The organism is Paraburkholderia sp. D1E, from assembly GCF_052682275.1.
In genome coordinates, this window is sequence record NZ_JBQYMB010000001.1 from 3,764,928 (window position 1) to 3,790,298 (window position 25,371).

Here is a 25,371-nt window from a genome sequence, read left to right on the forward strand (position 1 = left end):
AGCCATCGCACGCTGTGATCACCATCTAGTGTGCGTACCTGCAAACAGGTCCGTTTGCGTCCAACCGGCGGATCACCCCTGGCGGGACCGCGCACGTGCGCCCGGTCGCCCTGATCGTCAGCCATACCAGAAGGGAGAAAGCAGCATGTCCACTGTGGCTCGAGTCAAGGCGGCAATCCTTGACGATTACCAGAACGTCGCGCTGAACATGGCAGACTGGTCGCCGCTAAACGGCCGCGTAGACATCACCGTCTTCAACGATCACGTGGGCGACGTTGAAAAGCTGATCGATCGCTTGAGGCCCTTCAATGTTTTGTGTGTGATGCGCGAGCGTACACCGCTCACGCGCGACATCATCGAAAGGCTGCCGCACCTCAAGCTGATCGCTTCGACCGGTCCTGCCAACGCATCGATCGATCTTGACGCCGCGGCTGCGCATAACATTCAGGTCGTTCACACTGGATACAGTTCCACGCCGACGATCGAGTTTACGTGGGCACTCCTCCTCGCCATGGTCCGCAACATACCGCTCGAAAATCAATCGCTGCGCCAAGGTGACTGGCAAGTGTCACTCGGCGAGGAACTCGCGGGCAAGACGCTCGGCCTACTCGGTCTGGGCCGCGTCGGCTCGGCTGTTGGGGCGATTGGGCGGGCGTTCAGAATGAACGTCGTCGCGTGGAGTCAGAATCTCACCCTAGAACGCGCACAAGAAAACGGTGTGCAGTTAGTCAGCAAGGACGAGCTGTTTTCCACCGCGGACTATCTGTCCATCCACGTCCGCCTGAGTTCCCGAACCCATTGTCTCGTCGGGGAAACCGAATTGGCCCGGATGAAACCGACAAGCCGACTGATCAACACGTCACGCGGCCCGATTGTCGACGAGACCGCGCTGCTCAAGGCGTTAACGAGCGGACAGATCGCGGGGGCCGCCGTGGATGTCTACGATGTCGAGCCACTCGGCAATCCGCATCCATTGCGCGAACTACCCAACGTGCTCGCAACCCCGCATCTCGGATACGTGTCGAAGGAATTGTATCGAACATTCTATGGCGACACGGTGCAAAACCTCGTTCGCTGGCTCGATGAGACAGCGACGACCTCCGAGGGCTGACGCCCCCAAATCGCGAGCGATGCCGCACATGCGCCGATTCTGACAAAGCGCCGGCGCGCAGTTGTGTCGATGCTTACGCCTGCGCAGCGTTCAAAACCGAACGTGGAGCACCACCTTCAGGAAAACAAGGCGATGAATACTCCCTCCATTGCGAACGTCAACGGGTATGCGATCTGGCTCGATTACGCGAGCTGAAACGCGTGCCGACACAGCTGGTCCAATAGTCAAGCGATGCCCCCTCCTTTGTCGCCCCCACCTACTTTCCACAAGGACGAGTTGCGGATGCTGACGGTCAAGCGGGACCTGTTATGCGGTAACCGTCCGACCACGACCGTTCTTGACAGCGCGTTGATACCGAATGGTTGAACGGCAGCGCATTGAGTTCAGGCGACGTCGTGGTGAAGCTGATCGGCAACGACCCATGGCAACAGTTCGTCGACGCGATTGACGGGATGCTCGGCGATGCGAGCGATGACGTGGCGCAGGTAGGCCTCGGGATCAAGGCCATTCAGTTTGGCGGTTCATGCCGAATCCCGTGCTATGCCGAACGGCTGATGCTGATGGCGATTTGGGCACCGCAAAAGCGACCTCGCTGCCGATCATACATCGGTCGCGCTCGGCATAGTCGGACTCTTCACAACGCGGTTAGGAACTCAAGTAGTTTATCGCCTGCACGGTATCGACCCAATGGTTTACCGTTCGAAGACTTGACTTTAGCCAGCGCGGCTTCCTTGAGGGCTAAATGAGCGTGCAAATAGACCTGAGTGGTTTCGACCGATTCGTGTCCTAACCACAATGCAATGACGGAGCAGTCGACGCCGGCATGAAGTAGTTCCATTGCAGCGCTGTGCCTGAGGACGTGTGGCGTGATTCGCTTACGTTTCAAGGACGAGCAGCAGGCACTCGCGGTGGATACATACTTGCCCAGAAGATGTTGCACAGAGTCAGAGCTGAGCCGACCACCACTTATATTAGGGAATAACGCGTGCGCGCCGTTGCGCGGGGGCTCTTGCAGCCAGGCTTTGAGCGTGGCGATGGTATGCGTTGTCAATGGCGTGCATCGTTCTTTGCGCCCCTTGCCAAGGCAGCGAACGTGTGCGCCGCAACCCAATTGCACCGAATCACGATCGAGCCCTGTCAATTCGGAGAGTCTCAACCCCGTCTGAATCGCGAGCAATAGCAGAGCATAGTCCCGACGTCCAAGCCACGTTGTTCTATCAGGAGCAACAAGAAGCGCTTCGATCTCGGTGCGTGTCAGAAACTGAACGAGTTGCTTATCGTATCGCTTGGTAGGTATCGCGAGCACGCGCTGGATGTGGGCGGCGTATGCAGGCTCCTCGAATGCGGTGAAGCGGAAGAAGGACCGAATCGCGGTTAGACGAAGGTTGCGTGTCCGTACGCTGACTGATCGCTGCGTCTCCAGATCCTCGAGAAACGCGGCAATCAGCGGCGCGTCAAGATCGCACAGGTCGAGACTGGATGGGGGCTTACGCAGGCAGACTTGTGCGAACTTGAACAATAGACGAAACGTGTCTCGATACGATGCGATAGTGTGTGGGCTGACGTGGCGTTGCCGCATCAATCGCTCTGTGAAGAAGCGTTCGATCAACGCAGGCAAGATGTGGGTTGGTCTCATGATGGGGCTCCCCAGCGCACGTCGAGCCTTCGCGCGGCGAGCCCCATCAATTCGGGACACGCCGACAGATACCAGTACGTGTCGCGCACACAGGTGTGCCCCAGATACGTGGACAGCACGGGTAACCATGATTCGACGCTTTGACCCGATCGATACCAGGTGAGCAGCGTCTGAACTGCGAAGCGATGCCGGAAGTCATGCAGACGAGGACCGGAATGGGCATCGGGGCTTCGAAGCCCCGTTCGCCGTGAAAGCTTCAAAAATACCGGATGAACGTATTGGTGCAACAGTTTGCCACCTTGCTCAGCGATGAAAAAGTATGGACTGTGCGGCGGCCAGATGTGCGCGTCTCGTCGTTGCGCATAGTGCGCCAATACGGCTCTGGTTGTGTGGTGGACCGGGACAAGGCGTGACTTACCGAACTTGGTGTCGCGGATCGTGATAACGCCGTCTTCCAGATCAACGTCTTCTCGTCGCAGGTTAAGTACTTCACCGATCCTCAGTCCAGTCACGGCCAGCAGTCCGAACAGACAGTGATACGTCCACCGACGCAAGCCATCTGCCGGAGGAAGTTCTAACGCAGCCGTCAACAACTTCTGTATCTCTACGTCGGTGTAGAGATAGGGTCTCGGGCGTGAGGGACCAACAAGAATGCCCAACGGTGGCACTTCCGTCCTGATTTCCGCAATGCGCCGATAGCGTGCAAATCCGCGCACGTCCGTTAAGCGTAACGCCCAGGACGCGCGCCCGTCTATAGGCAGCATTGCCCACTCAAGAGCGAGCTTGTGCGTGATAATGGTAGCGGCGCGGCCATCCATAAAACGGACAAAGCTCGTTAGCCGCCTCTCCTGGTTCTCAAACTTGAACCCAAAACCACGACGCATGAGCACGTACTGCCGAAGCGCTTGCGAGAGAGTGTTCATCGCACACCTCCCGGCCATGGCAGGCCAAGCGTGCGCAGCGAGGCGATATCGACCTTCGCATAGATTCGGGTCGTGTCATGATCCTGATGACGGAGAACTTGACCGATCTGTGTCAATGACGCACCGGCTCGGAGCAACTGAGTCGCGAGGCTATGCCGGAAGAGATGTGCGCCCTTGTGCGAAACATTATCGATTCCCGCGCGTGTGAGCGCCATCGTGGCGATCATGGAAACCGCCGCCGACGATGCAAACCCTATGTGCGGAGCCAGGTGCCGGAGAAACACGCGTCGGCTCCCGGATTGCGGCCGCCCGTGCTTTAGATAGTCCACCATTGCGGCGCCAACCTCCGCCGGCAACGGTAGCTCAGCTCGTCGCCTTCCCTTGCCGTGAACGGCGAGTTGGCCAATACGCCAGTCAATATCATCGAGCGTCAGCAACGCAATCTCATTTGCTCGCAGTCCAAGGCGAGCAAGCAACAACAAGATCGCGTAGTCTCTGCGTCCGACGGGAGTATGCCGGTCACAGCCGTTGAGCACGGTTTGAACCTGGTCGGGCAGCAGATAGGTAGGAAGCGATGTGAGCTGCCACGCTCTCACACCTGGTACGCAGCTCGCAAGATCGGCGGCAATGTAACCTCGGTATTGCAGAAATCGCATGAACGCGCGAATGGCCGAGCACATATGTTTCGCGGATTGCGGACTGTGGTCTCTTGCATGACGTTCGATGAATGTCATGACGTCCGAACCAGTCAGGCTGGTGATTTGCGGATAGCCAGACAGGCAATACTCCCGCAGAAACTGCCGAGCGAAAGGGACATGGCGAACGGCAGACACGCGCGCCAATCCGCGCTCCTGGATCAGATATCGGTCAAAATCCTGCACAACCTGTTCGAGCTCGTCCAGTGCGAAAGGTGGCTTGGCAGGAATTGCATCGATCTCTCGAAGCAGACCGAGCAGTCTGATCAATGCAGGACGATCACTGAGAAATGGACATCGATATCGGCGACGGAACTCCTGATACTCTTCTATCGATTGCTCGTTGATGTCGTCAAGCTCAAGCCGTTTGCGTGCGAGCCAGTGACTGAAGTCGCAAGCCACGCGAAGATTGCGCCATGCTCCTTGTCGACAATGTCCCTCTCGCAGCAGCCGCGCTGCGAACAGATCGATATGAACTCCCAACGGCCCTTCGTGAAGCCGTTTAAGCATCTTGGGACTGTCGTAATACGCTTCGATGGTCATGTCTACTCCTTCCCGCCAAAATGACAGGAGAGAGCCTCAGACTATGCCGAATGCGCAAACCGCATCGCATGACCCGGAGTGAATGATACGAACTGCTTCGGCATAGCGCGGGATTCGGCATGATCTGCCCTATGCCGGATGCGGCATAGCGCGGTGCCGACCAGGGTGTAGATTGCGGCCCCGCGTTCGCCGCCGCTGTCGGAACCGAAGTGCAGGAAGTTTTTCCGGCCGAGAGCGACGGCACGTAAAGCGCGTTCGGCTGCGTTGTTGTCGATTTCCACGGCGCCGTCGTCGACGTACATCGTGAGCGCGGTCCAATGGTTCAGCGCGTAGTTGATGGCTTTGGCGGTATCGCCTTTCTGCGACACCGTACCCAATGTCGACCGCAGCCAGATCTCGAAGGCATCGAGCAGCGGACGCGCCTGCTCCTGCCTGACACGTCTTCGTTCGTCTGGTGGCTTGCCGCGAATCGCGGCCCCGATTGCGTACAGTTCGCCGATCCGGCGCAACGCTTCAGTGTTGACCTCGCTCCCGCGTGCGACGAACAGATCGTGGAATTTACGGCGCGCGTGCGCCATGCATGCAGCCTCGCGCACATGACCACCCTCATAGATCGCGTTGTACCCCGCGAACGCATCGGCCTGCAATGTTCCCCTGAAGTCCTTCAGATGGGCCTGTGGATATTCACCAGCCCGCGTGGGACTGTATGCGAACCAGACCGCCGGCGCCTCCTTCGAACCAGCTGGCCGGTCATCCCGAACATACGTCCAGAGCCGGACGGTACGGGTCTTGCCGTTCCCCGGGTCGAGCACGGGTACCGGCGTGTCATCCGCGTGGATCTTCGAGGCGGCCATCACGTACCGGCGAACGACCTCTACGAGTGGCCGGAGCAACGCACTGCACTGGCCGACCCAGTCCGCGAGTGTCGAACGGCTGAGGTCCACGCCGTCGCGCGCGTAAATCACTGATTGTCGATACAGTGGAAGGTGGTCACAGAATTTAGCGACCAGAACATGCGCGAGCAACCCGGGACCGGACATGCCGCGATCGATTGGCCGGCTGGGCGCGGCGCCCTGCACAATGCAGTCACAGCAGGTACAAGCCTTCTTGAGTCGCCGGTGACGAATCACTCGCCAATGCCCCGGTACATAGTCGAGTTGCTCGGAAACGTCCTCGCCGAGATCGCCAAGCGCGCCGCCGCATTGCGGACAGCTCGCGTCGTCGGGCTGATGAACAACGTCTTCGCGCCGCAGATGTTCCGGAAGTGGCTTGCGTCCCGTCGGCTTGCCGGCTTCTGAGCGGGACCTTGTCGGTGTGTCGACCATCACCGCGCCGTCGTCGGCCTGCAGATCTTCGAGACGCAATTCCAGTTGCTCGATCTGGCGATCAATCTTCTCCGACTTGCGCCCGAACTGCATGCGCTGGAGCTTCGCGATTCACAGCTTCAGGTGCTCGATCTCGAGCGCCCGGTCGGAGAGTGTCTTCTGGAGCGTCGTTACAGTGTCACGCAGATCCGCGAGGTCGCCTTCGCGCTCACGTAATGCCGCCTCACGCGCGAGCAAGAGAGCCTTCAAGGCCTCGATGTCGTCCGGAAGGGTAGCGTCGCTGGATGCCATGCCGGCAGTTTACGCGCGTGCATTGCGCTATGCCCGCGTTGTCACATACGTTTACAAAGCGCTGGAGGGGCGCGCTGCATCGACGGGTTGTCGTCAGTCGAATCCTTCGAGCAGAAGGCCGAGTTGAGCGCTGGTCAGCGAAACAACACCGCCGTCAGCACGAGGCCACGCAAAGCGCCCACGCTCCAGGCGTTTGGCGAACAGGTGGAAACTATCGACTGAACTAATGCTGTCGAAGGTCGCGGCGATGCAAAACGCGAACAGGCGGCCCATGACGTCAGTTTCGTATTTCAGCAGCCACGGCAACAGTTCGTCATCGTTTTTCGGCAGCAGTTTTTGCCCACTTAACCTAGCCAGCCTCGATCTGCATCCCGGACGGTCAGTTGAAACTCCCCCACTTATGGTCGCGCAAATTCCCCCACCCTGTGCAGCAGGACTAAGGGTTTTATTTAGCTGGTTTTCGATTTCCGCGCAAGCGTTTCAGCGGCTTCCTTGAGGCGATAGCTGCGGCCGTCGAATTCAAGCAGATGACAGTGGTGCATAAGACGGTCGAGAATCGTGGTGCTCATCGTGTTGTCGCCAAGGTATGCGCCCCAATCCTGCACAACGCGGTTGGACGTGACGAGAACGCTGCGATGGAGTTTGTAGCGTTGATGGATCAGGGTTTGCAGCAGCGCGCCGGCGGCCTCGGGGATCGTACGCGACAGGAACAGGTCGTCCAGCACAAGCAGATCGCTCTCGAGGATAGCCCGCAGCCGGGCTTCGCGCTGGGCAGTCGGGCTCAGCGCGTAACGGTTAAAGAAGTCGTCGGTCTCAAGATACTGCACCTTGTGGCCTTGCAGGACGGCCTGGTAAGCGACGGCCTTCGCAACGTGCGATTTGCCGGTGCCTGGTTTACCTATGATCAGCGCGTTGTCGCCGGCGGCGATGAACTTCAGCATGTGCAGCTGGAAGCAGGCCTGACGAGGCACTTTGGGATTGAAGCCCCAGTCGAATTCGGCGAGAGTAAGTTTCTCTTCGAGGCCGGAGAGCTTGTAGCGGCGTTCGATGAGCCGGGACTGGCGGCGATCCAGTTCGTCCTGCAGGATCAGTGCGAAGGTTTCAAGGAACGGCTGCTGGGAGCCTTGTGCTTGCAGTACGCGCGTTTCGAGCGTGTCACGCACGCCGGACAGGCGAAGCTGTCCGAGAGCCCGTTCGATTTCCGGTAACGTCATGGTCATGCCTGTGTTTCTCCCGTTGGAGGTTGAGGTTCGGCGCCGTGCTGCGCACCGAGGGTAAAGAGTTCGCCGTACTCGGCGGCAGGACGGATCAGCGGGTGATCCTGCGTGAGAGGCAGCTCGAGTTGCGGTGCCTGATCGAGACGCTCAAGTGCCTGTTCGAACAGCCGTTCGACGATCGCGCGCACCTGTTTGTAGCGGTAGACGTGATGACGTAACGCGTGATCGCAGGCCTGTTCAACGAGCCGGGCGGGATACTTCTTCGCCAGACCGACGATGCCCCACATGGCGCGGTGGCCGACGCGACCTTCGCTGTCGAACATGTGCTGGCACAGCGCCTTTGTTCGTGGCCCGACGTCGCCGGCGCTCGCAAGCAGGAAGGCGCTTTGGCGGGACGGATTGAACGGGCGTTCGTCTTCAGGCAGTTCAAGCGAACCGGCATTTACGGCGCGAGGATGCGTGCGCAGCAACGCCTGCGTCCGGCGATCGCGGATCTCGATGGTGGAATCGTAGATACGCACTGAAACGAGACTGCCGATCGGTGCAGGCCGCGCCGCATAGTTGCTGCGATCGATGTTGACAGTGGTATCGTCCCAGACAGTACGCACGACCTCCGTGAAGTAGCGAAAGCCGGTGGTCGGCAACGGCCGCAGATGCGGCCTCTCCTCCTGGAACATGGCCTCGACCTGTCGCCGGGTGCTGCCGTGTATGCGTTTGGCTGCCCAGTTCGCCTCCCAATGCATCAGGAATTCGTTCTGTGCTTCGAGCGACTCGAAACGGCGGCCGGCAAGCGCGGTGCCCTGCGTGTGTTGAATCGCGTTCTCGACGGTCCCCTTTCGATTCGGGTCGCGCACTCGGGCAGGGTCGGCGACGACACCGTAATGCTCGAGCATCGTCTCGTAGAGCCGGTTGATCTCGGGTTCGTACAGGTCGGGCGTGATGACGCCCTCCCGGAGATTGTCCAGGACGACATAACTGACAGCGCCGCCGAAGTAGCGGAAGGCTTCTTCGTGAAGCTGGGCCCAGACCTGCTTGCTGGACTTCCAGACCACGCGCCGGAAACTGCGCCGTGAGTACCGCAGGGTCATCACGAACAACCGCGGGCGCCGGTACCGGCCGCTCTTCGGATCGCGGGTCAGTGCGCCTTCCCCATAGTCGACCTGGGCTTCCTCGCCGGGGGCAAACTCGAGACGGTCGAACTGCTCGGGATCGATGTGACGCAAAGCGCGAACGAAACGCTTGACGCTCTCGTAGCTGGCTGCAAAGCCGAACCGGTCGACCAGATCCTGATAGATCGCCTGCGCGTTGCGCCTCAGGCGGACCTGCTGCTCGATCCATTCGCGATGCGGTTCGCTTGCCGAGCGCGCGAAATTGAACGTTGTGGTCTTGCCGGAATTGTCGGTAGCCGGTGGTCGCGGCGGTGGAGGAGTTTGCGTGACCGCCGCTTCAGAGCCGGTGGTCACCGTGGGGGAGTTTGCCGAAGCGGACTTCTCCGACGCGAAGATCGCCTGATAGCGGCGGATCGTCTTGCGGTCGATACCCGTGAGTCGCTCGATCTGGCGCTGGCTCTTGTTGCGTTCGAGTAATGTGAATACGGTGCTTTGCAGGTGCGGCTTCAAGACGTTCACTCCCTGAACTCCTTCTTGTTCGAAGGAGACGAAGATAGACGTCCTGCAACACCTCTCCCGGCAGCTTTAGTTGCTCAGCTGACGGGCGTCAGGTGGAGGAGTTTGAAGTGACCATACCCGGAGGAATTTGACCGACCGCCGGGGATCTGCATAAAGGCCACGCTCGCTTCCATCTTGATGCACCACGCTGTCTGGGGACGGTGGGTCAGCATTCGGTGGAAGTCAACAAGCTACGGCTGGAACAAGTGGGTCGCAAGCGTGACTAGAGAGAGGGCGTGCTTCGAAACAGCAACCTGATACGGCATAAAGCTTGTCCAGAGCAGCATGCCTAAAGGCGCTATGACCGCGAGAAAGAAGTAGAGCATCACGCATGCGAGTGCGGCCCATTTCGAGCCAGCAAGCTTGAACTGGCGTGCTCTGAAACCTTTGCCTGTCAAGGTGACATAGCGCCCAGCCTGCCCCATCGCACGCTGGTAGCCGAACGCCAAAATCACCAACAGTCCGAGAAAGAGCACTGCCATGGCGGAAACGCCGCCGTAGTCTGGTAATCCCGACGGGTTGAGGCTCAGTAGTCGATAGATTCTGGTCGAAAGAAAGTCGATGCGCGCGGGCATCCCAAGTGTGCCGGGCACATCGAATACAACGAATGAAACGATAACAAGAAACATGCAGGTACCCAGAAGAGCTGGCCGCATCAACGGCAAAGCAATCCGCCACATCATCATCCGAGTGGTGGCGCCTGACGCAGCTGCGGCCTCTTCTAGCGCTGGATCGATATTTCGGAAGGACGGCGACAGGAGGAGAAAAGTCGAGGGAACCAACGACAAGCCCTCAACGAATACCATTCCCGCCATCGAGTAGATGTTGAAGGGCGCCGTGGCCAGACCAAATGTGTTCTTCAACAACAAGTTGAGGAACCCGTTACGCGGATTCAGCAGCAGCGTCCAACCGACCGCGAGCAACATCGGCGGCGCTGCCATTGGCAGGATCACGAAAGCCCGGATCGCCCGCCGCAGCGGAACATCCGTACGTTCGACGAGCCACGCAATGAAGATTCCGAAGATCATCGCAATGACCGTGGCGCCTGCCGCGAAAGTCACTGTGTTTCCAATCAGTTTGTAGAAACTTCCGTCGAGAAAGATTTCGGAATAATGGGTGAGAGTCCAACCCTCACTCAACGGAAATCGTCGGGTCGAGCCGGGAGAGAAGCTCGGCATCAGCGTCCATCATCATTACCGTACAAGTCGTACGCGTGAGCGGACGGGCTCTCAAAACGCTTTCGAAGTCGGTGATGATCCGGGAAACCTGAGGTTGCGATAGCCAGCACTTGCGCGTCGCAGCCGAGATGCTGCCAAGCCACGCGACACGCATGTACAGTTTCAAGGAGAGAATGTCCTTCGCGAGGCCAACCTTTTGTCAGAGCGAAACGAATCTGAGCAAGGCTATCGGATTGATGCGAATTCTGCAACGCGAGCAAGGCTCAGCAAACGCATCTTTGAGAATCACCGCCTGAGCTTGTTTGGTCAGCGGACAATGGCCGCAACCGTACAGAACATGATTTACAACCGTGAGCACGATCACTGTAGTGACTGCGATCCTATCTTGCGACGTGGGCCTGCAACGGAGGTAAACGCGCATCGTTGAAAGCTCGCAGCATCCACTGGGCACAATCCGCGTCAATTTAATCGGTCAGAGATTTCGCAGTGGAACGGTTAACAATCAGCATTCGATAACTCGCTGCGCCGCAATCCGAGGAGACAAATCTGTGGTGATTCCCAGTTATCGATTTCAGTAAGATGACGTTTGCTGTCGGATAATGGGCCTCGAAATTGAGACTTAACGCTTTGCTTCGAAAAAGTTGTCCTGGTGCCAGCGTCATTCAGAAATTCCCTCCTCGTCGTCCTTTCCCTGTATCCGAGCACCTACAATGCCGCGGGCAGAATCCCCGCGTCTTTCGTTCGGCTAACGACCAGATGCACGAAAATGTCGGCCAGCGCCCACTCGCGACTTAGGCCACCTTTCGCTCGTTCGACCAGGAATACAATTCCGTCGGCGACAATGCTTTCGAATACAGGAAGCCCTGTAGTTCATCGCAGCCGACGCCGCGCAGGATCTGCGCCTCTCGCTCGCTTTCGACACCTTCAGCGACTACCCGGAGGCCTAGCTCGTGGCCCAGCTCGACGATTGCCTTGATGATCGCGAGGTCGGCGGGTGCATCCAGCATGTCGTGCACAAACGCGCGATCGATTTTGAGCCGGTCAAGCGGAAAGCGGTTTAGGTAGCTTAAGCTCGAATAACCCGTGCCGAAATCATCGAGCGATAGCTTGACGCCGAGCGCGCGAATCGCCCTGATTGCTTGCAAATAGTTCTCGGCGTTGTCCATCAACACGGTTTCGGTAATTTCCAGTTCAAGCCCATCCGGCGGCACCCGGTGGGTCGCGAGACTATCGCGCAGTGTCGCGAGCAGCTCCGGATCGCGCAACTGAATCGCCGAGAGATTGATCGAGACGCGAATGTCGAGCACGCCTTCGGCTCGCCATTGGGCAATCTGACGGCAGGCTTCGTTGATCACCCACGCGCCGATCGGAATGATGAGACGGGTTTCTTCCGCCACCGGAATGAACTGCGACGGCGCCACGGTACCGATCTGCGGGCTGTTCCATCGCAGCAGCCCTTCGACCCCGACGAGTGCCCCGGTGCGAGCATCGAGACAGGGCTGATACGCGAGCTGCAACTCTTTCCGTTCGATCGCGGTACGCAGACATGCTTCGAGCGCCAGGCGATAGCGCGTTTGCTCGGCCATGTCCGGCGAAAAGAACTTGACCAGATTGCGCCCCGCCGCCTTGGCCTGATACATCGCCGCGTCGGCATTCTGCATCAGCGTTTCGATGTCTGGGCCATCGTCCGGATACATCGCGACACCGATGCTACAGGAAACCTGCAGCGTGACTCCACTGATCTCGTGCGGTTCCCGCACAAGCAGTATCAGGCGCTCGTCGATGGTACGCGCCACGTCCGCCGCGTTCGTGACCCCGTTCAGAATGACCGTGAACTCATCGCCGCCGAGTCGGCTGACCGTATCGTTGCTGCGCACGGCTTGAAGCAGGCGTCGCGACACGGATCGCAGGAGCCCGTCGCCGATGTGGTGGCCGAGCGAGTCGTTGATATTCTTGAAACGGTCCAAGTCGATAAACAGAACCGCGACGCGTTGTCCGGTCAGTTGCGCGTTGCCCAACACGACGCCGAGTCGTTTGGCAAATAGCGCGCGATTGGGCAGCTCCGTGAGGACGTCGTGTTCGGCAAGAAACTGGATGCGTGCCTCGCTCTTCTTCCGGTCGGTGATGTCGATCAGCGTACAGATGTAATGCGACACGTTACCACGCTTATCACGCACGGCGCTGACCATCAGCCACGTCGGATAGTCGCCGCCCTCGCGTCGACGCACCTGCGCTTCCCCGTGCCACGTGCTGGAGCGATCGACCCTCGCGGTGACGCTTTCGATCACACTGTCGCCTTTCGGGTCGACGATAAAAGCCGGTGGCTTGCCCGCGACATCGTCAGCACGATAGCCGGTCGCGCGATAAAAGGAAGCGTTTGCGGTCACGAGCCGCTGGTCGTGGTCGAGTATCAGGATAGCTTCAGACGAGGCCTCGAAAACCTTGCCCCACAACTCAAGACGTTGCTCCATCAGCTTGATCTGATGGATCGGCGTGAACGCAGTCAGCATCGCGTCCCGCCCCTGGAAATTCAGCCGCCGCGCCGACAGCATTGCCCATGTCGGCTCACTGGTGGCTTTCCAGCGCACCTCGAACTCGTCGACCGCTTCACGATCCGACAGTTGCTGGAAAAACCGCGCCCGCACCGCGGAGTCAAGACCGGAGGCCCACGGATCGGTGGTACAGCCATTCAACCAGTAGAGCGCGGGCTGGTTGGCATGCAGCACCTCATGACCCGGAATGGCCGTGACCATCATCGGAACCGGCGTAGCTTCGACCAGCGCGTACTGTGCAGCCGATGCGCGAGCCGTGGCGGCCAGCTCCTTCTGCACGTCCCGCTCGCGATCGAGTTGTTCCAGCATCTCGTTAAAGCCGCTCACCAGTTGGCCGATTTCATCCTGGCTTTCCCAGCTCGCGCGCAGCGAATGATCACCGGTACGGCGCACCGTATCCATCACGCGCGCAAGTTGGCGCAACGGCCGCGAAATTTGCTGGGCGACGAAGTAAACCATGCCGAGAATGCTGCACAACAGGAAGAGCGCGGTGCCCATATGCAACCACATCCGCTGGAACAGTCTTCGCACTCGCGCTTGCAGCAAGTCATCCAGTTGGGTGCCGGTGTTGCTCCACGCATCCTGAATGCGGTTGACCACCGTCTGCTGGGCAGCGTCGACAGTGCGCACCTGGTCTGGATCGACCACGCCGCTGTCCACTACGGCGCGCGCGGCACTACGAAAGGTCTCGATCGAGAGCAGCATCTGCTCGACCGATGGCCCAAGCGCGACATCGAGAGTCGGGTTAGCCGCGGTCGTCTCGGCGAAATCGGAACGCAGATCTTGAAGCACTGCGTCGAGTTGCCCTTCCAGCACGAGATAACGCGTGCGCAATTCGTCGTGCGTCCTCGATGTGCGTGGCGCGCTGTGCAGTTGCCGACCTATCCCATTGAGGGAATCGAGCAACGCCGGGTAGCGCAGAATCGACAACGACATCGAGTAATAGCTATCGAGGTCTGGATCCAGAATCAGATTCGATTGATTGCCGACGCGCGTGATCAGTTGGCGGCACATTTCAAGCGCCTCGCTCACGACTGCCGGCGTGGGTTCCGATTGGTGCGCCAGCACTTCAAGCGCTGCGCGCACGCGCTCGTTCAGCGCAGCACTCTCCATGTTGGCACCGTAAACGCGTTCCGCAACGGCGAGACTGGCTGCGGTATGTCGCAGTGAGACCGCGGAGGGGCGCTCGCCAGCGCCGGCGAGGGCGACGTCGACCAGCGCGTCGCGCACGGTCCTCACATAGGCATTGCCAACAATTTCCTTGTCCGAGAAATCGATGCCTATATATTTCTCACTGATCAGAATGCCGCTGATGTAAAGGACTGCGCTCAGATCCAGTAGATAGATAAGCAGGAGTTTTCGACCCACGCGAAGACGCGCGAGCAGCCGGAAGAAGGGATTGCGCTTCATAGATGGTGCGACGTCCCGTTGAGGGCTTGAGTCGGAACTTCAGGCACATTGGCTGGCGGCGAATTGTGCCGATTGTTCTCAGGACAGGTCTCGACAGCCTTCACCCTACACGCCGAACGATCCACAGTCGAACTCCAACGAAGGAAAACACCGAGCGGATTGCAGATCCGCGCATGATAGAAAACAGCTCACCTACGCTCAATATCGGCGTGACAATCACCTTCTTTAGCTTTCGCTTAATTTTCACCAATCCGGTGCGATAGCGCGACAGAACGGCCGGGAAACGCGTGCGCGAGCTTGTGAAACCCGGCTTGTTCAAGCGGCAGATCACGCAACTAATCCGAAGCCGCTGGGCCAGCGGAATAATTCTTTTGTTCAGTTAAATTTGGAAAAAAGCGGCTCGAGGACGCGCTGCAGCGATTTGAGCGGTCAATCTCGGAGCGCCGGGGGCGATGGAGACCGATACTTCGACCGAGGTAGATCAGTGGCTATCCTAGCTCAACCCGACGACCGCGGCCATCGCATGCTCCGCAAGAACCATGATCCCGATCGCATCTTGAATATCTTCAGGATCCGACCGGGCCTCGACCATGAGCCGACAGTCTACGATGCCTTTCTAGTCTTCCACCTTTGCTACCTCAGACGTTACGACCGGCACAGATGCTGCCAAAACTCGACATGCGAAAGAGAGCCCGAGTGCATGCCCCCAGCTCTTTTCCTGATGTACTGAACCGACGAATCGAGAGCCCGCTTTATCAGAACTGCTGACGAATGCCGATGCGAGCCATGAACTGCTTGCCATTCGACGAGGGAGCAGTGGCATCCGCGTTCGCGGCAAATTCCAAGCCAGTACCCTCCACGCCAGAAGCGCTCGCAACCTTGATATAGGTACTCTGCACGTACACGTCGGTCCGCTTCGACAAGTTGTAGTCGACCATTAGACCAAACTGATGATACTTCGGCTTGGCACTACCGCCGGACGTGCCATCGTACGTACCTTGGGTGTATGTGTACATGCCACCAGCGTAGAGTGTCGGCGTAAACTGATACTTGGCGCTCACCTCAAAGTTGTTGAACTTGAGCGATGATGCTGCCCCAAGTGTGGGACTCGCGGACAGACTAGCGTACTGCGTCCCCGACGGCTCCGACAGATTCGTATTCGTGTAGACAAAACCCAACGTTGTGGCCGCGATCGTGTAGTTTATACCCGCCCCAAATACGCGTTGCCGAACGGCAGTCCAACTGCCGTCCGTGCCGCTAGAGCCAAGATTCGCAACAGCGCCAGCGGCACCATTATTGGGGCTATCGACGTTCAGATAAGCAGCGGCAACGGACAAGGGGCCGTTGGAGTACTGGACCCCCACGCTCTCTGCTCGATTGACGGCGAAGTTGGTCGAGTTGCTGAAAGCGTACGCGCCTCCGAAGGAGAAGCCTGCATAGCTTACGCTCGCGTACTTGATCGCGTTGTTGACACGAAAAGTGTTGTCCGTATTGTCGTTATCGTACGGATGCGAGAACATCTGGCCACCCCAGTTTCCATTGACCGTCAACGGAGCCAAATAGTCAACAACAGAATCGTATTGGCGGCCGAACGTGAGCGTGCCTAGCGTCGCGCTGGAAAGACCGACAAATGCCTGGCGGCCAAACTCCTGACCCTCTTGTCCCAGCTTGCCATTGTTAACGTTAAATCCGTTTTCCAACTGGAAGACAGTCGACAAACCGCCGCCCAAGTCTTCGGTGCCCTTGAGGCCCCAGCGCGACCCTTGAGCGTCGCCGCTCGACATTGCATAGAGACTATGGCCACCAGCGTTATTCGTATAGTTCAGCCCTTCGTCGATAAGCCCGAACAACGTGACGCTGCTTTGTGCATGCACTGCACCAGTAAATGCGCCTAAAACACTCAATACAAAAAGAGATTTTTTCATGCTCGTTTATCCCCGAGTAATCACGTTGACCCGCTGGATATCTCGTATCCAGACGGACTTCAGTACATGCTTCTACAAATCACTTGCGCTATGACCTGGACCGCGCCGACGAAATCATCAGCGTTGATGATCGCGGGCACGATAGCGACCGGCGTCCTCTCAGTTTCAGTCTTTGAGGTAGATTCAATCGTCTGTTAGTGTCTCTTCGAGATCCGTGGCATGCGTACTACTCGACTAGTTCGCCGTGCAGGACTATGTCGAGACCTTCACGCTCTCCCTCTTCCGTCACGCGGATGCCCATGACCGTGTCGATGACTTTCAGCAGGATGTAGCTCACCACGCCGCTGTAGACCAGCGTCGTCAGCACGCCCTTGGCTTGCAGGATCACGCTGCCGTCCGCGCCGCCGATGTCCTTGACCGCGAACACGCCGGTCAGGAGCGCACCCACGATACCGCCGATGCAGTGCACGCCGAACGCGTCGAGCGAATCGTCGTAACCGAGCTTGTGCTTGAGCCACGTTGCCGACCAGAAGCAGATCACGCCTGCCGCGATACCGATCACCAGCGAACCCGCCATACCGACGAAGCCCGAGGCCGGCGTAATCGCCACCAGACCTGCGACGGCGCCCGACACGATACCGAGTACCGACGGCTTACCCTTGGTTGCCCATTCGGCGAACATCCATGCGAGTGCTGCTGCTGCGGTTGCCACTTGCGTTGCGAACATCGCGAAACCGGCGCGGCCGTCTGCTGCCACTGCCGAACCCGCGTTGAAGCCGAACCAGCCTACCCACAGCATGGCGCCACCGATCAGCGTGAGCGCCAGGTTGTGCGGCGCCATCGCTTCCTTGCCGTAGCCGACACGCTTGCCGAGCACCAGACAGCAGACCAGACCGGCAATACCGGCGTTGATGTGCACCACGGTGCCGCCCGCGAAGTCGAGGATGCCCGCACTTGCCAGCCAGCCGGTCGGCTCCCAGACCATGTGCGCGATCGGCGAATAGACGATGATCGACCACAGTGTCATGAACACCAGCATCGCCGAGAACTTCATACGGTCGGCAAACGCACCGGTAATCAGCGCCGGGGTGATGATCGCGAACGTCATCTGATAGACGAAGTAGACCGTTTCCGGGATCGTCGGTGCGAGGTGGCTGACGGTCAGCGTCGTTGCCTTGTCGCCCTTGACGTAGTTCATGCCCGCCATGAGGACACGCGAGAAACCGCCGATGAACGAGCCGCCCGGCGTGAAGGCGAGGCTGTAGCCGATCACCGTCCAGACGATCGTCACCACGCAGGTGATCGCGAAGCTTTGCATCAGCGTGGCGAGCACGTTCTTCTTGCGGACCATGCCGCCGTAGAACAGTGCCAGGCCCGGGATCGTCATGAACAGCACGAGCGCGGTGGAGGTCAGCATCCAGGCTGTGTCGCCCGAATTGATCTTCGACGAATCTACCGAGAACGGCGCGGTCGGGGCGGCAGGTGCGGCAGAGGCATCTGCAGCCGGCGCAGATGCCGCTGCGGCGGCCGACGCGTCATCGGCCATTGCGGGTCGAACGATTCCCGCGCCGGCCACGATCAGCAATACTGCCATAACAAACATCATAATTATCTTACGCATATCGGTTCCTCATTTTCCGTGTCCTTTTGGTTGGTTCATTAGTGTGCGTTGTCTTCAGAATGCTCTGTCATCCGGTTCCTCGGTGCCGACGCTGATCGCCTTATCGGTCAACGAACAGAATCTTGCGCAAAGCGATTCTTCCCGTACGTGCCGCGCTCCGGATCGCTCCGATAGCCGAATCAACAGCAAGAGTCGATGACCCCTGTTGAAAACGACGGCGCAACAAGAGCAACTGCCGTGCCAACCGATTAGATGTAACCACATCAGATTCAATGAAGTGCCTGTTTCTTGAGGAGAGGCGCTCACGGAAGCACGCTCGAGTGCAGGCGCGGTGGTCAATCGGACAGACGTGGATCACATTTTCTATGTAGCCGCAGTCGACATCACTCAGTAGCCCATATGGATATTTTGGTTGGCATTTCTAGACGAGCCTCTGCACCATGGCGAGGCGCATTTGAAAATGAGCGACCTGGTGAGGTGCGGTTTGAGGATATTTTGTAGCACCGACCTCTTCCAGCGATTGGGAATTGTGGATTCCTAGCACGGCCTTTGCTCGGGAACCTAGAACAGGACGGACACTTGCGTCGATAGTCCGCGAGTCGAACACCATGCCGTAGCAACGCCCGTTGCTTGGTCAACGGACACCGTCAAGCCCGCCATTTCAACGTCAGGTCGCAAACATGGCAAACGTAATAACTCGCCCGCCGACGACTAGGCCTGACCATCGCGTAACTGAATCTACAATCCATCGGACATCTCTTGACAATTCAATACGGACGTCCATAATGCTCATGATCGAGCCGGTTCATCTGCCGTATCGCAATGAAGATCTGATGAATTTCGCGACTCACATAGTTAGAACAATCGACTAAAGTTGGACGCGCAACTGCATTCGCCGGCGAAGACGAATCGTTCAAGGTGACTGTGCTGGAGAGGCAATGAATCACACCGAAGTCCAAGACGATTGAAAGACTGACACGGCAGCATTCTGGGCAGGTGCGGCTAGATGACCCAGTAGACCAATTCACACAATGACCAGCATGCAGCCGCGGTTTGAACATTGATGACGAATTGTGGACCCTGATGGAACCGTTACTGCCGCCGCCCAAGCCCCGACGCAAAGAGCATCCTGGTCGCCCACGCGTATCGGATCGGGCGGCGTTGAATGGCATCTTGTTCGTGTTGAAAACCGGTCTGCGATGGAACCACCTGCCGACCATATTGGGCTTTGGCTCCGGCGCGACCTGCTGGCGACGACTGAACGACTGGCGCAAGGCAGGAGTACGGTATCGACTGCACGAACTGCTGCTCGACAAGTTGCGCGAGGCCGGGCAGATCGATCTTTCATACGCTGCCGTCGATTCCTCGTCGGTACGAGCTGTTGGGGGCGGGCAAAAAACTGGCCCGAATCCCACGGATCGCTCGCGACCCGGTTCCAAGCACCACATCCTCGTAGACGCCAATGGCGTGCTCATCAGCGCCATCCTGACCGGCGCGAACCGCAACGACGTCACCCAGTTGCTGCCGCTCGTCGACGCGATTCCCCCGATCCGCGGCGCGCGCGGCCGACCACTTCAGAGACCCTAGGTCATCTATGCCGATCGTGGTTACGATTCCGATCCGCATCGTCAGCGATTGCACGAACGCGGCATCAAACCGGTGATCGCAAGGCAGCGCACTAAGCATGCCAGTGGTCTGGGCAAATTGCGTTGGGTCCTTGAACGGACTCACTCGTGGTTCCACAACTTCCGTCGTCCTCGCATACGCTTCGATCGTCGAGCTGACATTCACGATGCATTCTTGAAATTCGGCTGCGCCCTCGTCTGCTGGAACATCCTCAGGGTACGGAGCAGCTTTTTTGAACTGGCCTCTAACTTTGCTCGATTCCCTACGTACCAGTACGCGCCGACGCTACTTCAACAGGCTCGATCCTTGCATGGCCGGATATGTGTTGAACCATCTACCAAGGCGTGACCAATGTCGAATCCTCAAGAAATCGTTGAACTTGCACATCGCGTTAAAAAACTCGCGACAAACAAAATATCAGACATTAACGACATAAATAGAGAAACCACGTTTCTCGCGCTTAATGCACTGATTGAGGCGGCGCGCGCCGGCGATGCCGGCAAGGGATTCGCCGTCGTAGCGAACCAGGTCAAGCAGGTGTCAACACGTATTTCAGACATCACGACAGTACTCAACAAGGAACTCGCCGGGTCGTTGTCGAAACTAACCGAGCTGGCCGACGGCATGATTGAGCGTCTGCGCTCACACGAGGAGCAACGATGCACCGATCTTGCGCTGAATATGATCGATATCATCGACCGGAATCTGTATGAGCGATCGTGCGACGTTCGTTGGTGGGCGACCGACTCGGCAGTGGTCGACTGCCTCGCGAATGGAAATGCTGCTGCTCAAGAATATGCTTCGCGTCGATTGTCGGTTATCTTGGATAGCTATACCGTATATCTGGATCTCTGGATCGTCGACGCTGGAGGCACGGTAAGGGCCAATGGTCGCCCTAGTATGTATCCGGTCGTAGGTAAGAACTTCGCCACTGCCAGATGGTTTGCGGATGCTATGAAAATCAAGTCGGGTTCAGATTTCGTAGCCGGGAACGTGGAAGTGCTCCCGCAATTAAGAGATGCACACGTAGCTACCTATGCCACGGCAATTCGCGAACGGGGTGCAGCTGATGGCCAGCCGCTGGGCGCCCTTATCATCTTCTTCGACTGGGCACCACAGGCCTCTGCTGTCGTACGTGGAGTGCGCCTTAGCGACGACGAGTGGGCGCGGAGCCGCTGCATGATCGTGGACGCGACGTTTCGCGTTATCGCAAGCTCCGATGCGAACGGAATATTGAGTGAACCGTTCCGACTCGTCACTGAGGGAAAAGCCCGTGGATCTTACCGACTATCGGACGGACGGACAGTCTCCTTCGCAGCGACACCGGGGTACGAAAGCTACCGGGGACTAGGCTGGTACGGTGTAGTCATTCAGGCGCAGACTGCCTGACGCTATCCGGCAGCAAGATTCACATGCCCTTGCATATAGGAAACGCCGAAGCCATATGAGTGGTTGTTCGCGAGGCTGCCTGCCTTATTGCTGAACGAATACATCGTTTCGAATGTGACGCCGCTGAACGTCGGGCTCGTGTATTTGACCGAGTTGTTGAAAACGCCCGAATTGGCGGCTAGCTTGTTGTTTTTGAACGGATGCGCAACCATGTTGCCGCCCCACGTGTTGAACTCCACCGTGAGCGGACCGACCAGGTCGTTCACCATGTCAAACTGGCGACCGAACGTCACCTGCCGTATGGATCGCTTTGCAAACCGACCCACGCCTGGGAGCCGGGACCGTCACCGGAGAAAGCCTGGGCGCCGATATTTCGAAGGGATCCCTGCTCCAGCTTTAAAACCGCATGCAAGTCTCACCGAGATCTTCCGAACCCTTGAGACCGAAGACCGTGTTTTGCGTCGAGTTGCTCACTTCCCAACAGTTACTATGTCCGCTATAGATCAATCCAGCATCGATTAGACCATACAGCGTCACGCTGATTTGGTAACCGTCCGACCGTGATCGTATAGACACCCGATGAAGGCGACGCCATGCTTTCCCGGGGCACATATGTCACTGTGCCCATAAAGGAAGTCATGGACACAGTCAATGGATTCACCGAAGTCAAGGCCGCCCGCAAGTATCGCCGGCGTACCGTGGACGAGGAACGCGAGATCGTCGAGGAGACGTTATCCAGTGGACGTTCGGTAGAGGAGATTGCACGCAGTCACGAAGTGAACGCCAACCAGGTGTTCGACTGGCGCAAGCAGTATCTCGAGGGTCGCCTCGGTGTCGACGGTCGCGAATGTGCCTTGCTGCCTGTCACTGTGAACGAGGTCAACGAAAGCTGCGCCGACGAAGCTGGTGATCGCTCTAGTGAACGTCTTCTTGCTTGACGTACTGTCGCGCTTCCGACCAGTTCTCGCGTCCACCAATACGTTCGCGCAGAAAGTCGACAAACGCACGCACACGCGAGGGCAAGTGACGGCGGCTCGGATACATCGCGTAGATGTCCAGCCCGATCGGCGTGAATTCCGACAGTACGATCACGAGTGCACCGCTCGCCAGATCGTCCTCTATCATGTAAAGCGGGTGCATCGAAATGCCGCGTCCAAGGCGTGCAGCGTGCAGCAGTGGCTCACCGAAGTTCGCGCGAACAGAGCCCTTGGGCCGTATCGAGTGCGCGCCGTTCGCGCTCTCGAAGGTCCATAGCCCGTTCGGCGACTTCATCGTGTTCAATAAGCAATCGTGTTTGTCGAGATCGTCAATGGTCGATGGCGTGCCGCGCTGTGACAGGTATCTGGGTGAGGCAACCAGATACTGCGGCACGCGGGCAAGCTTCACCGCGACATAACTCGTGTCTTTGAGTTCAGGCGCGATGCGAATTGACAGGTCAAGGCGTTCGCCAACCAGGTCCGCACTCCCATCATCCAAATAAAGCAGCACCTGTACATCCGGATAGCTCTCGGCAAACGCGGTCACTACCGGCACTAGGTGATATGCGCCAAACGACGGCTGCGTACCAACACGCAATACGCCACGCGCACCGCCGACCGAATGTCTGAGGCGTCCTTCGAGGTCAGACATCTGCTCTAGCATCACCTGTCCACTTTCCAGCAATGTCATTCCAGCTTCAGTCATGCTGACGCTTTTTGTCGTACGCGACAGCAACTGGACGCCCAGGCTTTGTTCGAGCCACGCCACGTGCTTTGTGACGTTGCCCTTCGACATCCCGAGTCGCTGTGCTGCGGCCGAAAAACTCGCCGCGTGAGCCACTTCGACGAACACCTCAATGCAGCGCAGACGGTCCATACACGCTCTTAAAAAAATGGAGGTGGCAGGTCAGTAGCTGCAACCCTGTCTCCGTGATGCAAGTTACGCCGTTTTAGGCGGGGTATGGGACGTCGGAAACGACGTTTCTGGATACGATTCTAGTCCGGCAAGTCGAGACTTAAGCAAGATTAATGGAAACTCACCGTTCTCGATTTGGAAACAGATGCCGCGTCGCCGCGCACAACATCGCCAGAGTGTTCGTATAACCGCAGGGACGAAGGGTTATCCCCTATGAGGTTATGCGCACGTAGTTCCGCGAACTGGCTGTTCTCAATTTGGAAACCAACTGTTCTCCACTGCCCCTTCCCGCGCCTCATGACGCAATCCTAGAATCCTCAGTAAGCGATGATCGATTCAGCCCCATTTACTGTAGACAACTCATGTCGGCAAACATTGATTCATCACCATTTCCGTCCGCCGCACTCGCGTTGCCGAAGCTGACCGAGACACAGTATCGCTTTTTTCTTTGCTTGGATTGCTTCGACTATGACCGATTTGCTCGCTGTGACCTGCGAAGATCTGCGCTGGCATCGACAGGGCCACCTTTTGGTCGGTCACGACGAGTTGCTCGCCGCAATGCACGACCGGCCCGTAATGCAACGTTTTGCGCATGTAATCAGCAACATTTTCGTCGTAGAGTAGCGGACGAATGCAGCACGAAGTCGTACATGACGGCCTATCGATTCGATGACGGCTGCGAGCACAACGGGCCAGTGAAAACCGAGCGATCCTTTCGAATCGATCGTGTAACTACGCGTTTCCACCTTACTGCGGACCGAGATCGGCAAATCGCGCAGCTAGCGCCAACAACGGTATCCGAATTTTAAGGGGTTGCGTGAGTTGTAAGTAACCAGTCGCAGGAGGAAACTATCGTGCGGATCACTCCAAGCTCTCGCGCCTTAGGCGCAATGGTTGAAGGCATCGACTTGAGCCAACCTCTTTCGGACGCAACGTTCGGCTGTTGAAACATCTATCGGACAAGCAGGGTGTGTTGTAGTACCCGCGCCAGCAGTTCGAAGCGACGCAACTGAGGGACTCGCAGGGCTCTTCGGCACGCTGGAGATCAACGTCGAAAATAGCCATCAGGAGCCCGGCATTCCCGAGGTAATTGTGTTTCGAACATCGTTCGCGACGGCAAGCCAATTGGGCTGGTGGATGCCGCCAAAGTTGACACACGGACTTGTCGTATAGCCGCACGATCGCGTTCACGAACATCCTGTACGGCGCCGCAAATCAATTGAAAAGTCATTGACGGCGGGGCTAATGGCCACGGAAAACCGCTTGCGTCTCCTGACTGAAAAAATCGCTCATATCAACTTCCGCGATGCAGGTGCAAGTTACCCATTTCCGTCGCGCGCGCGCCCCGACGCGAGGCGTTATGTACTCGTTGGGGCAGTGCGGCCGGAAGACACGGTTGCGATTTCTTCTTCAAGCACGATGATGGTATGTGACGAGTGTTTCCTCCCGAGACATGACGCCTAGCGACAATTGGTTATGCAAGTGTCGAACAATTGGAACTTCAGCTAACTAGAAGAACAGCGAATGCGAATTAATAGACTGGCGCATCCGCGCGCCCTAAAAATTGAAGCCTTAACGAATCTTAGTGATTGAGTGCATGCCGTTGGCCGTTAGTTAGACCTGCGCTCGCCCACCGTCAACAAACAGTTCGATACCCGTTACGAAACTAGAATCATCGGAGGCCAGAAACAGGGCAGCCTTGGCTATTTCTTCGGGCGTTCCCATCCGACCCATCGGGATGGTAGACACAATCCGCGCAATTGCATCCGCAGGTTGCTGCCCCACCGCTGGTGTTTCGGTCGGACCCGGGCTAAGGACATTTGAACGGATGCGACGGTCCTTCAGCTCAACGGTCCACGCCCTGACGAAACTACGTATAGCAGCCTTCGTGGCTGCGTAAACCCAAAAATTGGGCGTGCCTTTTACGCTCGCAACCGAACCAGTGAGGATGATGGATGCACCGTCATTGAGTAGAGGCAACGCCTTTTGCACTGTGAACAGCGCACCCTTCACGTTGGTGTTAAAAAGCCCATCGAAGTGCTCTTCGGTCATCCCCTCCAACGAGGCAAACGCTCCGTAACCTGCGTTAGCAAAAACAATGTCGATTCGACCTTTCTTTGCGACGGCACCGTAGAGCCTATCCAGGTCGTTAAAGTTGGCAACATCACCTTGAATACCGGTGACGTTGTGGCCAATTGTTTCTACGGCCTCGTCCAGCTCCGTCTGACGGCGACCAGTAATGAAGACATAGGCGCCTTCCTTTACGAAGAGCTGAGCGGTCGCCAAACCAATACCCGTGGAACCGCCTGTAATTACAGCAATTTTTCCTTGCAACTTACCCATAGCTAATACTCCGATTGCTAATCAAA

The 25,371-nt window shown here is 57.8% G+C and carries 15 protein-coding genes and 5 pseudogenes; 4 read left to right on the forward strand and 16 right to left on the reverse strand.

Annotation, left to right across the window (positions count from 1 at the left end; translation table 11 throughout):
* The first annotated feature begins 145 nt into the window (after positions 1–145).
* Positions 146–1,111, forward strand: a complete 966-nt coding sequence (locus tag ACUN0E_RS16950; protein ID WP_445567329.1) for a D-2-hydroxyacid dehydrogenase family protein — start codon at positions 146–148, stop codon at positions 1,109–1,111.
* A 383-nt stretch (positions 1,112–1,494) separates the two neighbouring features.
* Here the strand turns inward: ACUN0E_RS16950 and ACUN0E_RS16955 are convergent.
* The 13 genes and pseudogenes from ACUN0E_RS16955 to ACUN0E_RS17015 all read right to left on the reverse strand — a co-directional run.
* A pseudogene (locus ACUN0E_RS16955) lies at positions 1,495–1,632 on the reverse strand (transposase domain-containing protein); the annotation flags it as partial.
* 113 nt (positions 1,633–1,745) lie between these two features.
* The gene (locus ACUN0E_RS16960; protein ID WP_159004773.1) at positions 1,746–2,747 is read right to left on the reverse strand and encodes a tyrosine-type recombinase/integrase; all 1,002 of its coding nucleotides are present in this window, start codon (positions 2,745–2,747) and stop codon (positions 1,746–1,748) included.
* A complete protein-coding gene (locus ACUN0E_RS16965) occupies positions 2,744–3,670 on the reverse strand; it encodes a tyrosine-type recombinase/integrase (protein WP_063498244.1) in 927 nt (308 codons plus the stop codon). Before ACUN0E_RS16965 ends, ACUN0E_RS16960 begins: the two co-directional genes overlap by 4 nt.
* A complete protein-coding gene (locus tag ACUN0E_RS16970) occupies positions 3,667–4,908 on the reverse strand; it encodes a site-specific integrase (RefSeq protein ID WP_445567275.1) in 1,242 nt (413 codons plus the stop codon). Before ACUN0E_RS16970 ends, ACUN0E_RS16965 begins: the two co-directional genes overlap by 4 nt.
* 41 nt (positions 4,909–4,949) lie before the next feature.
* Positions 4,950–6,524, reverse strand: a pseudogene (tnpC, locus tag ACUN0E_RS16975) (IS66 family transposase).
* Positions 6,525–6,617: 93 nt separating this feature from the next.
* Complete coding sequence (gene tnpB / locus ACUN0E_RS16980) at positions 6,618–6,797, reverse strand: IS66 family insertion sequence element accessory protein TnpB (protein ID WP_445567330.1); 180 nt, start codon at positions 6,795–6,797, stop codon at positions 6,618–6,620.
* Between the two features lie 176 nt (positions 6,798–6,973).
* Entirely contained in the window at positions 6,974–7,744 is a 771-nt protein-coding gene (istB, locus tag ACUN0E_RS16985; protein WP_445567331.1) for an IS21-like element helper ATPase IstB, read from the reverse strand.
* Entirely contained in the window at positions 7,741–9,369 is a 1,629-nt protein-coding gene (gene istA, locus ACUN0E_RS16990; RefSeq protein ID WP_445567332.1) for an IS21 family transposase, read from the reverse strand. The genes istB and istA overlap by 4 nt, the downstream gene beginning before the upstream one ends.
* 230 nt (positions 9,370–9,599) lie before the next feature.
* Complete coding sequence (locus ACUN0E_RS16995) at positions 9,600–10,586, reverse strand: ABC transporter permease (RefSeq protein WP_445567333.1); 987 nt, start codon at positions 10,584–10,586, stop codon at positions 9,600–9,602.
* On the reverse strand, positions 10,540–10,740 hold the full coding sequence (locus ACUN0E_RS17000) for a hypothetical protein (protein ID WP_445570457.1): 201 nt from the start codon (positions 10,738–10,740) through the stop codon (positions 10,540–10,542). Before ACUN0E_RS17000 ends, ACUN0E_RS16995 begins: the two co-directional genes overlap by 47 nt.
* Before the next feature lie 637 nt (positions 10,741–11,377).
* Positions 11,378–14,548 (reverse strand): EAL domain-containing protein, encoded by a 3,171-nt coding sequence (locus ACUN0E_RS17005; protein ID WP_445567334.1) that lies wholly within the window; start codon positions 14,546–14,548, stop codon positions 11,378–11,380.
* A 755-nt stretch (positions 14,549–15,303) separates the two neighbouring features.
* Positions 15,304–16,473, reverse strand: coding sequence for a porin (locus ACUN0E_RS17010; protein ID WP_445567335.1), 1,170 nt, complete (start codon positions 16,471–16,473; stop codon positions 15,304–15,306).
* Positions 16,474–16,699: 226 nt separating this feature from the next.
* The gene (locus tag ACUN0E_RS17015; RefSeq protein WP_445567336.1) at positions 16,700–18,094 is read right to left on the reverse strand and encodes an ammonium transporter; all 1,395 of its coding nucleotides are present in this window, start codon (positions 18,092–18,094) and stop codon (positions 16,700–16,702) included.
* Positions 18,095–19,177: 1,083 nt separating this feature from the next.
* Between ACUN0E_RS17015 and ACUN0E_RS17020 the strand changes: the two are divergent.
* Positions 19,178–19,936: pseudogene (locus ACUN0E_RS17020) on the forward strand (IS5 family transposase); the annotation flags it as partial.
* Positions 19,937–20,071: 135 nt separating this feature from the next.
* Positions 20,072–21,109 carry a methyl-accepting chemotaxis protein gene (locus tag ACUN0E_RS17025; RefSeq protein WP_445567337.1) on the forward strand — a complete coding sequence of 346 codons (1,038 nt, stop codon included), beginning with the start codon at positions 20,072–20,074 and terminating at the stop codon, positions 21,107–21,109.
* Positions 21,110–21,114: 5 nt separating this feature from the next.
* Here the strand turns inward: ACUN0E_RS17025 and ACUN0E_RS17030 are convergent.
* Positions 21,115–21,685 (reverse strand): annotated as a pseudogene (locus ACUN0E_RS17030) (porin); the annotation flags it as partial.
* A gap of 107 nt (positions 21,686–21,792) precedes the next feature.
* Between ACUN0E_RS17030 and ACUN0E_RS17035 the strand changes: the two are divergent.
* A pseudogene (locus ACUN0E_RS17035) lies at positions 21,793–22,047 on the forward strand (transposase); the annotation flags it as partial.
* Here the strand turns inward: ACUN0E_RS17035 and ACUN0E_RS17040 are convergent.
* Positions 22,025–22,963 (reverse strand): LysR substrate-binding domain-containing protein, encoded by a 939-nt coding sequence (locus tag ACUN0E_RS17040; protein ID WP_445567338.1) that lies wholly within the window; start codon positions 22,961–22,963, stop codon positions 22,025–22,027. The pseudogene ACUN0E_RS17035 and the gene ACUN0E_RS17040 sit on opposite strands and share 23 nt — an antisense overlap.
* A gap of 1,653 nt (positions 22,964–24,616) precedes the next feature.
* On the reverse strand, positions 24,617–25,345 hold the full coding sequence (locus tag ACUN0E_RS17045; protein ID WP_445567339.1) for an SDR family oxidoreductase: 729 nt from the start codon (positions 25,343–25,345) through the stop codon (positions 24,617–24,619).
* Between the last annotated feature and the right edge of the window lie 26 nt (positions 25,346–25,371).

Excerpts from the sequence above, each read along its gene's own strand:
- ACUN0E_RS16950 (WP_445567329.1), top strand. The coding sequence starts at position 146 with ATGTCCACTGTGGCTCGAGTCAAGGCGGCAATCCTTGACGATTACCAG.
- ACUN0E_RS16960 (WP_159004773.1), bottom strand. The coding sequence starts at position 2,747 with ATGAGACCAACCCACATCTTGCCTGCGTTGATCGAACGCTTCTTCACA.
- ACUN0E_RS16965 (WP_063498244.1), bottom strand. The coding sequence starts at position 3,670 with ATGAACACTCTCTCGCAAGCGCTTCGGCAGTACGTGCTCATGCGTCGT.
- ACUN0E_RS16970 (WP_445567275.1), bottom strand. The coding sequence starts at position 4,908 with ATGACCATCGAAGCGTATTACGACAGTCCCAAGATGCTTAAACGGCTT.
- tnpB (WP_445567330.1), bottom strand. The coding sequence starts at position 6,797 with ATGGGCCGCCTGTTCGCGTTTTGCATCGCCGCGACCTTCGACAGCATT.
- istB (WP_445567331.1), bottom strand. The coding sequence starts at position 7,744 with ATGACCATGACGTTACCGGAAATCGAACGGGCTCTCGGACAGCTTCGC.
- ACUN0E_RS16995 (WP_445567333.1), bottom strand. The coding sequence starts at position 10,586 with ATGCCGAGCTTCTCTCCCGGCTCGACCCGACGATTTCCGTTGAGTGAG.
- ACUN0E_RS17000 (WP_445570457.1), bottom strand. The coding sequence starts at position 10,740 with ATGCGTGTCGCGTGGCTTGGCAGCATCTCGGCTGCGACGCGCAAGTGC.
- ACUN0E_RS17005 (WP_445567334.1), bottom strand. The coding sequence starts at position 14,548 with ATGAAGCGCAATCCCTTCTTCCGGCTGCTCGCGCGTCTTCGCGTGGGT.
- ACUN0E_RS17010 (WP_445567335.1), bottom strand. The coding sequence starts at position 16,473 with ATGAAAAAATCTCTTTTTGTATTGAGTGTTTTAGGCGCATTTACTGGT.
- ACUN0E_RS17015 (WP_445567336.1), bottom strand. The coding sequence starts at position 18,094 with ATGCGTAAGATAATTATGATGTTTGTTATGGCAGTATTGCTGATCGTG.
- ACUN0E_RS17025 (WP_445567337.1), top strand. The coding sequence starts at position 20,072 with ATGTCGAATCCTCAAGAAATCGTTGAACTTGCACATCGCGTTAAAAAA.
- ACUN0E_RS17040 (WP_445567338.1), bottom strand. The coding sequence starts at position 22,963 with ATGGACCGTCTGCGCTGCATTGAGGTGTTCGTCGAAGTGGCTCACGCG.
- ACUN0E_RS17045 (WP_445567339.1), bottom strand. The coding sequence starts at position 25,345 with ATGGGTAAGTTGCAAGGAAAAATTGCTGTAATTACAGGCGGTTCCACG.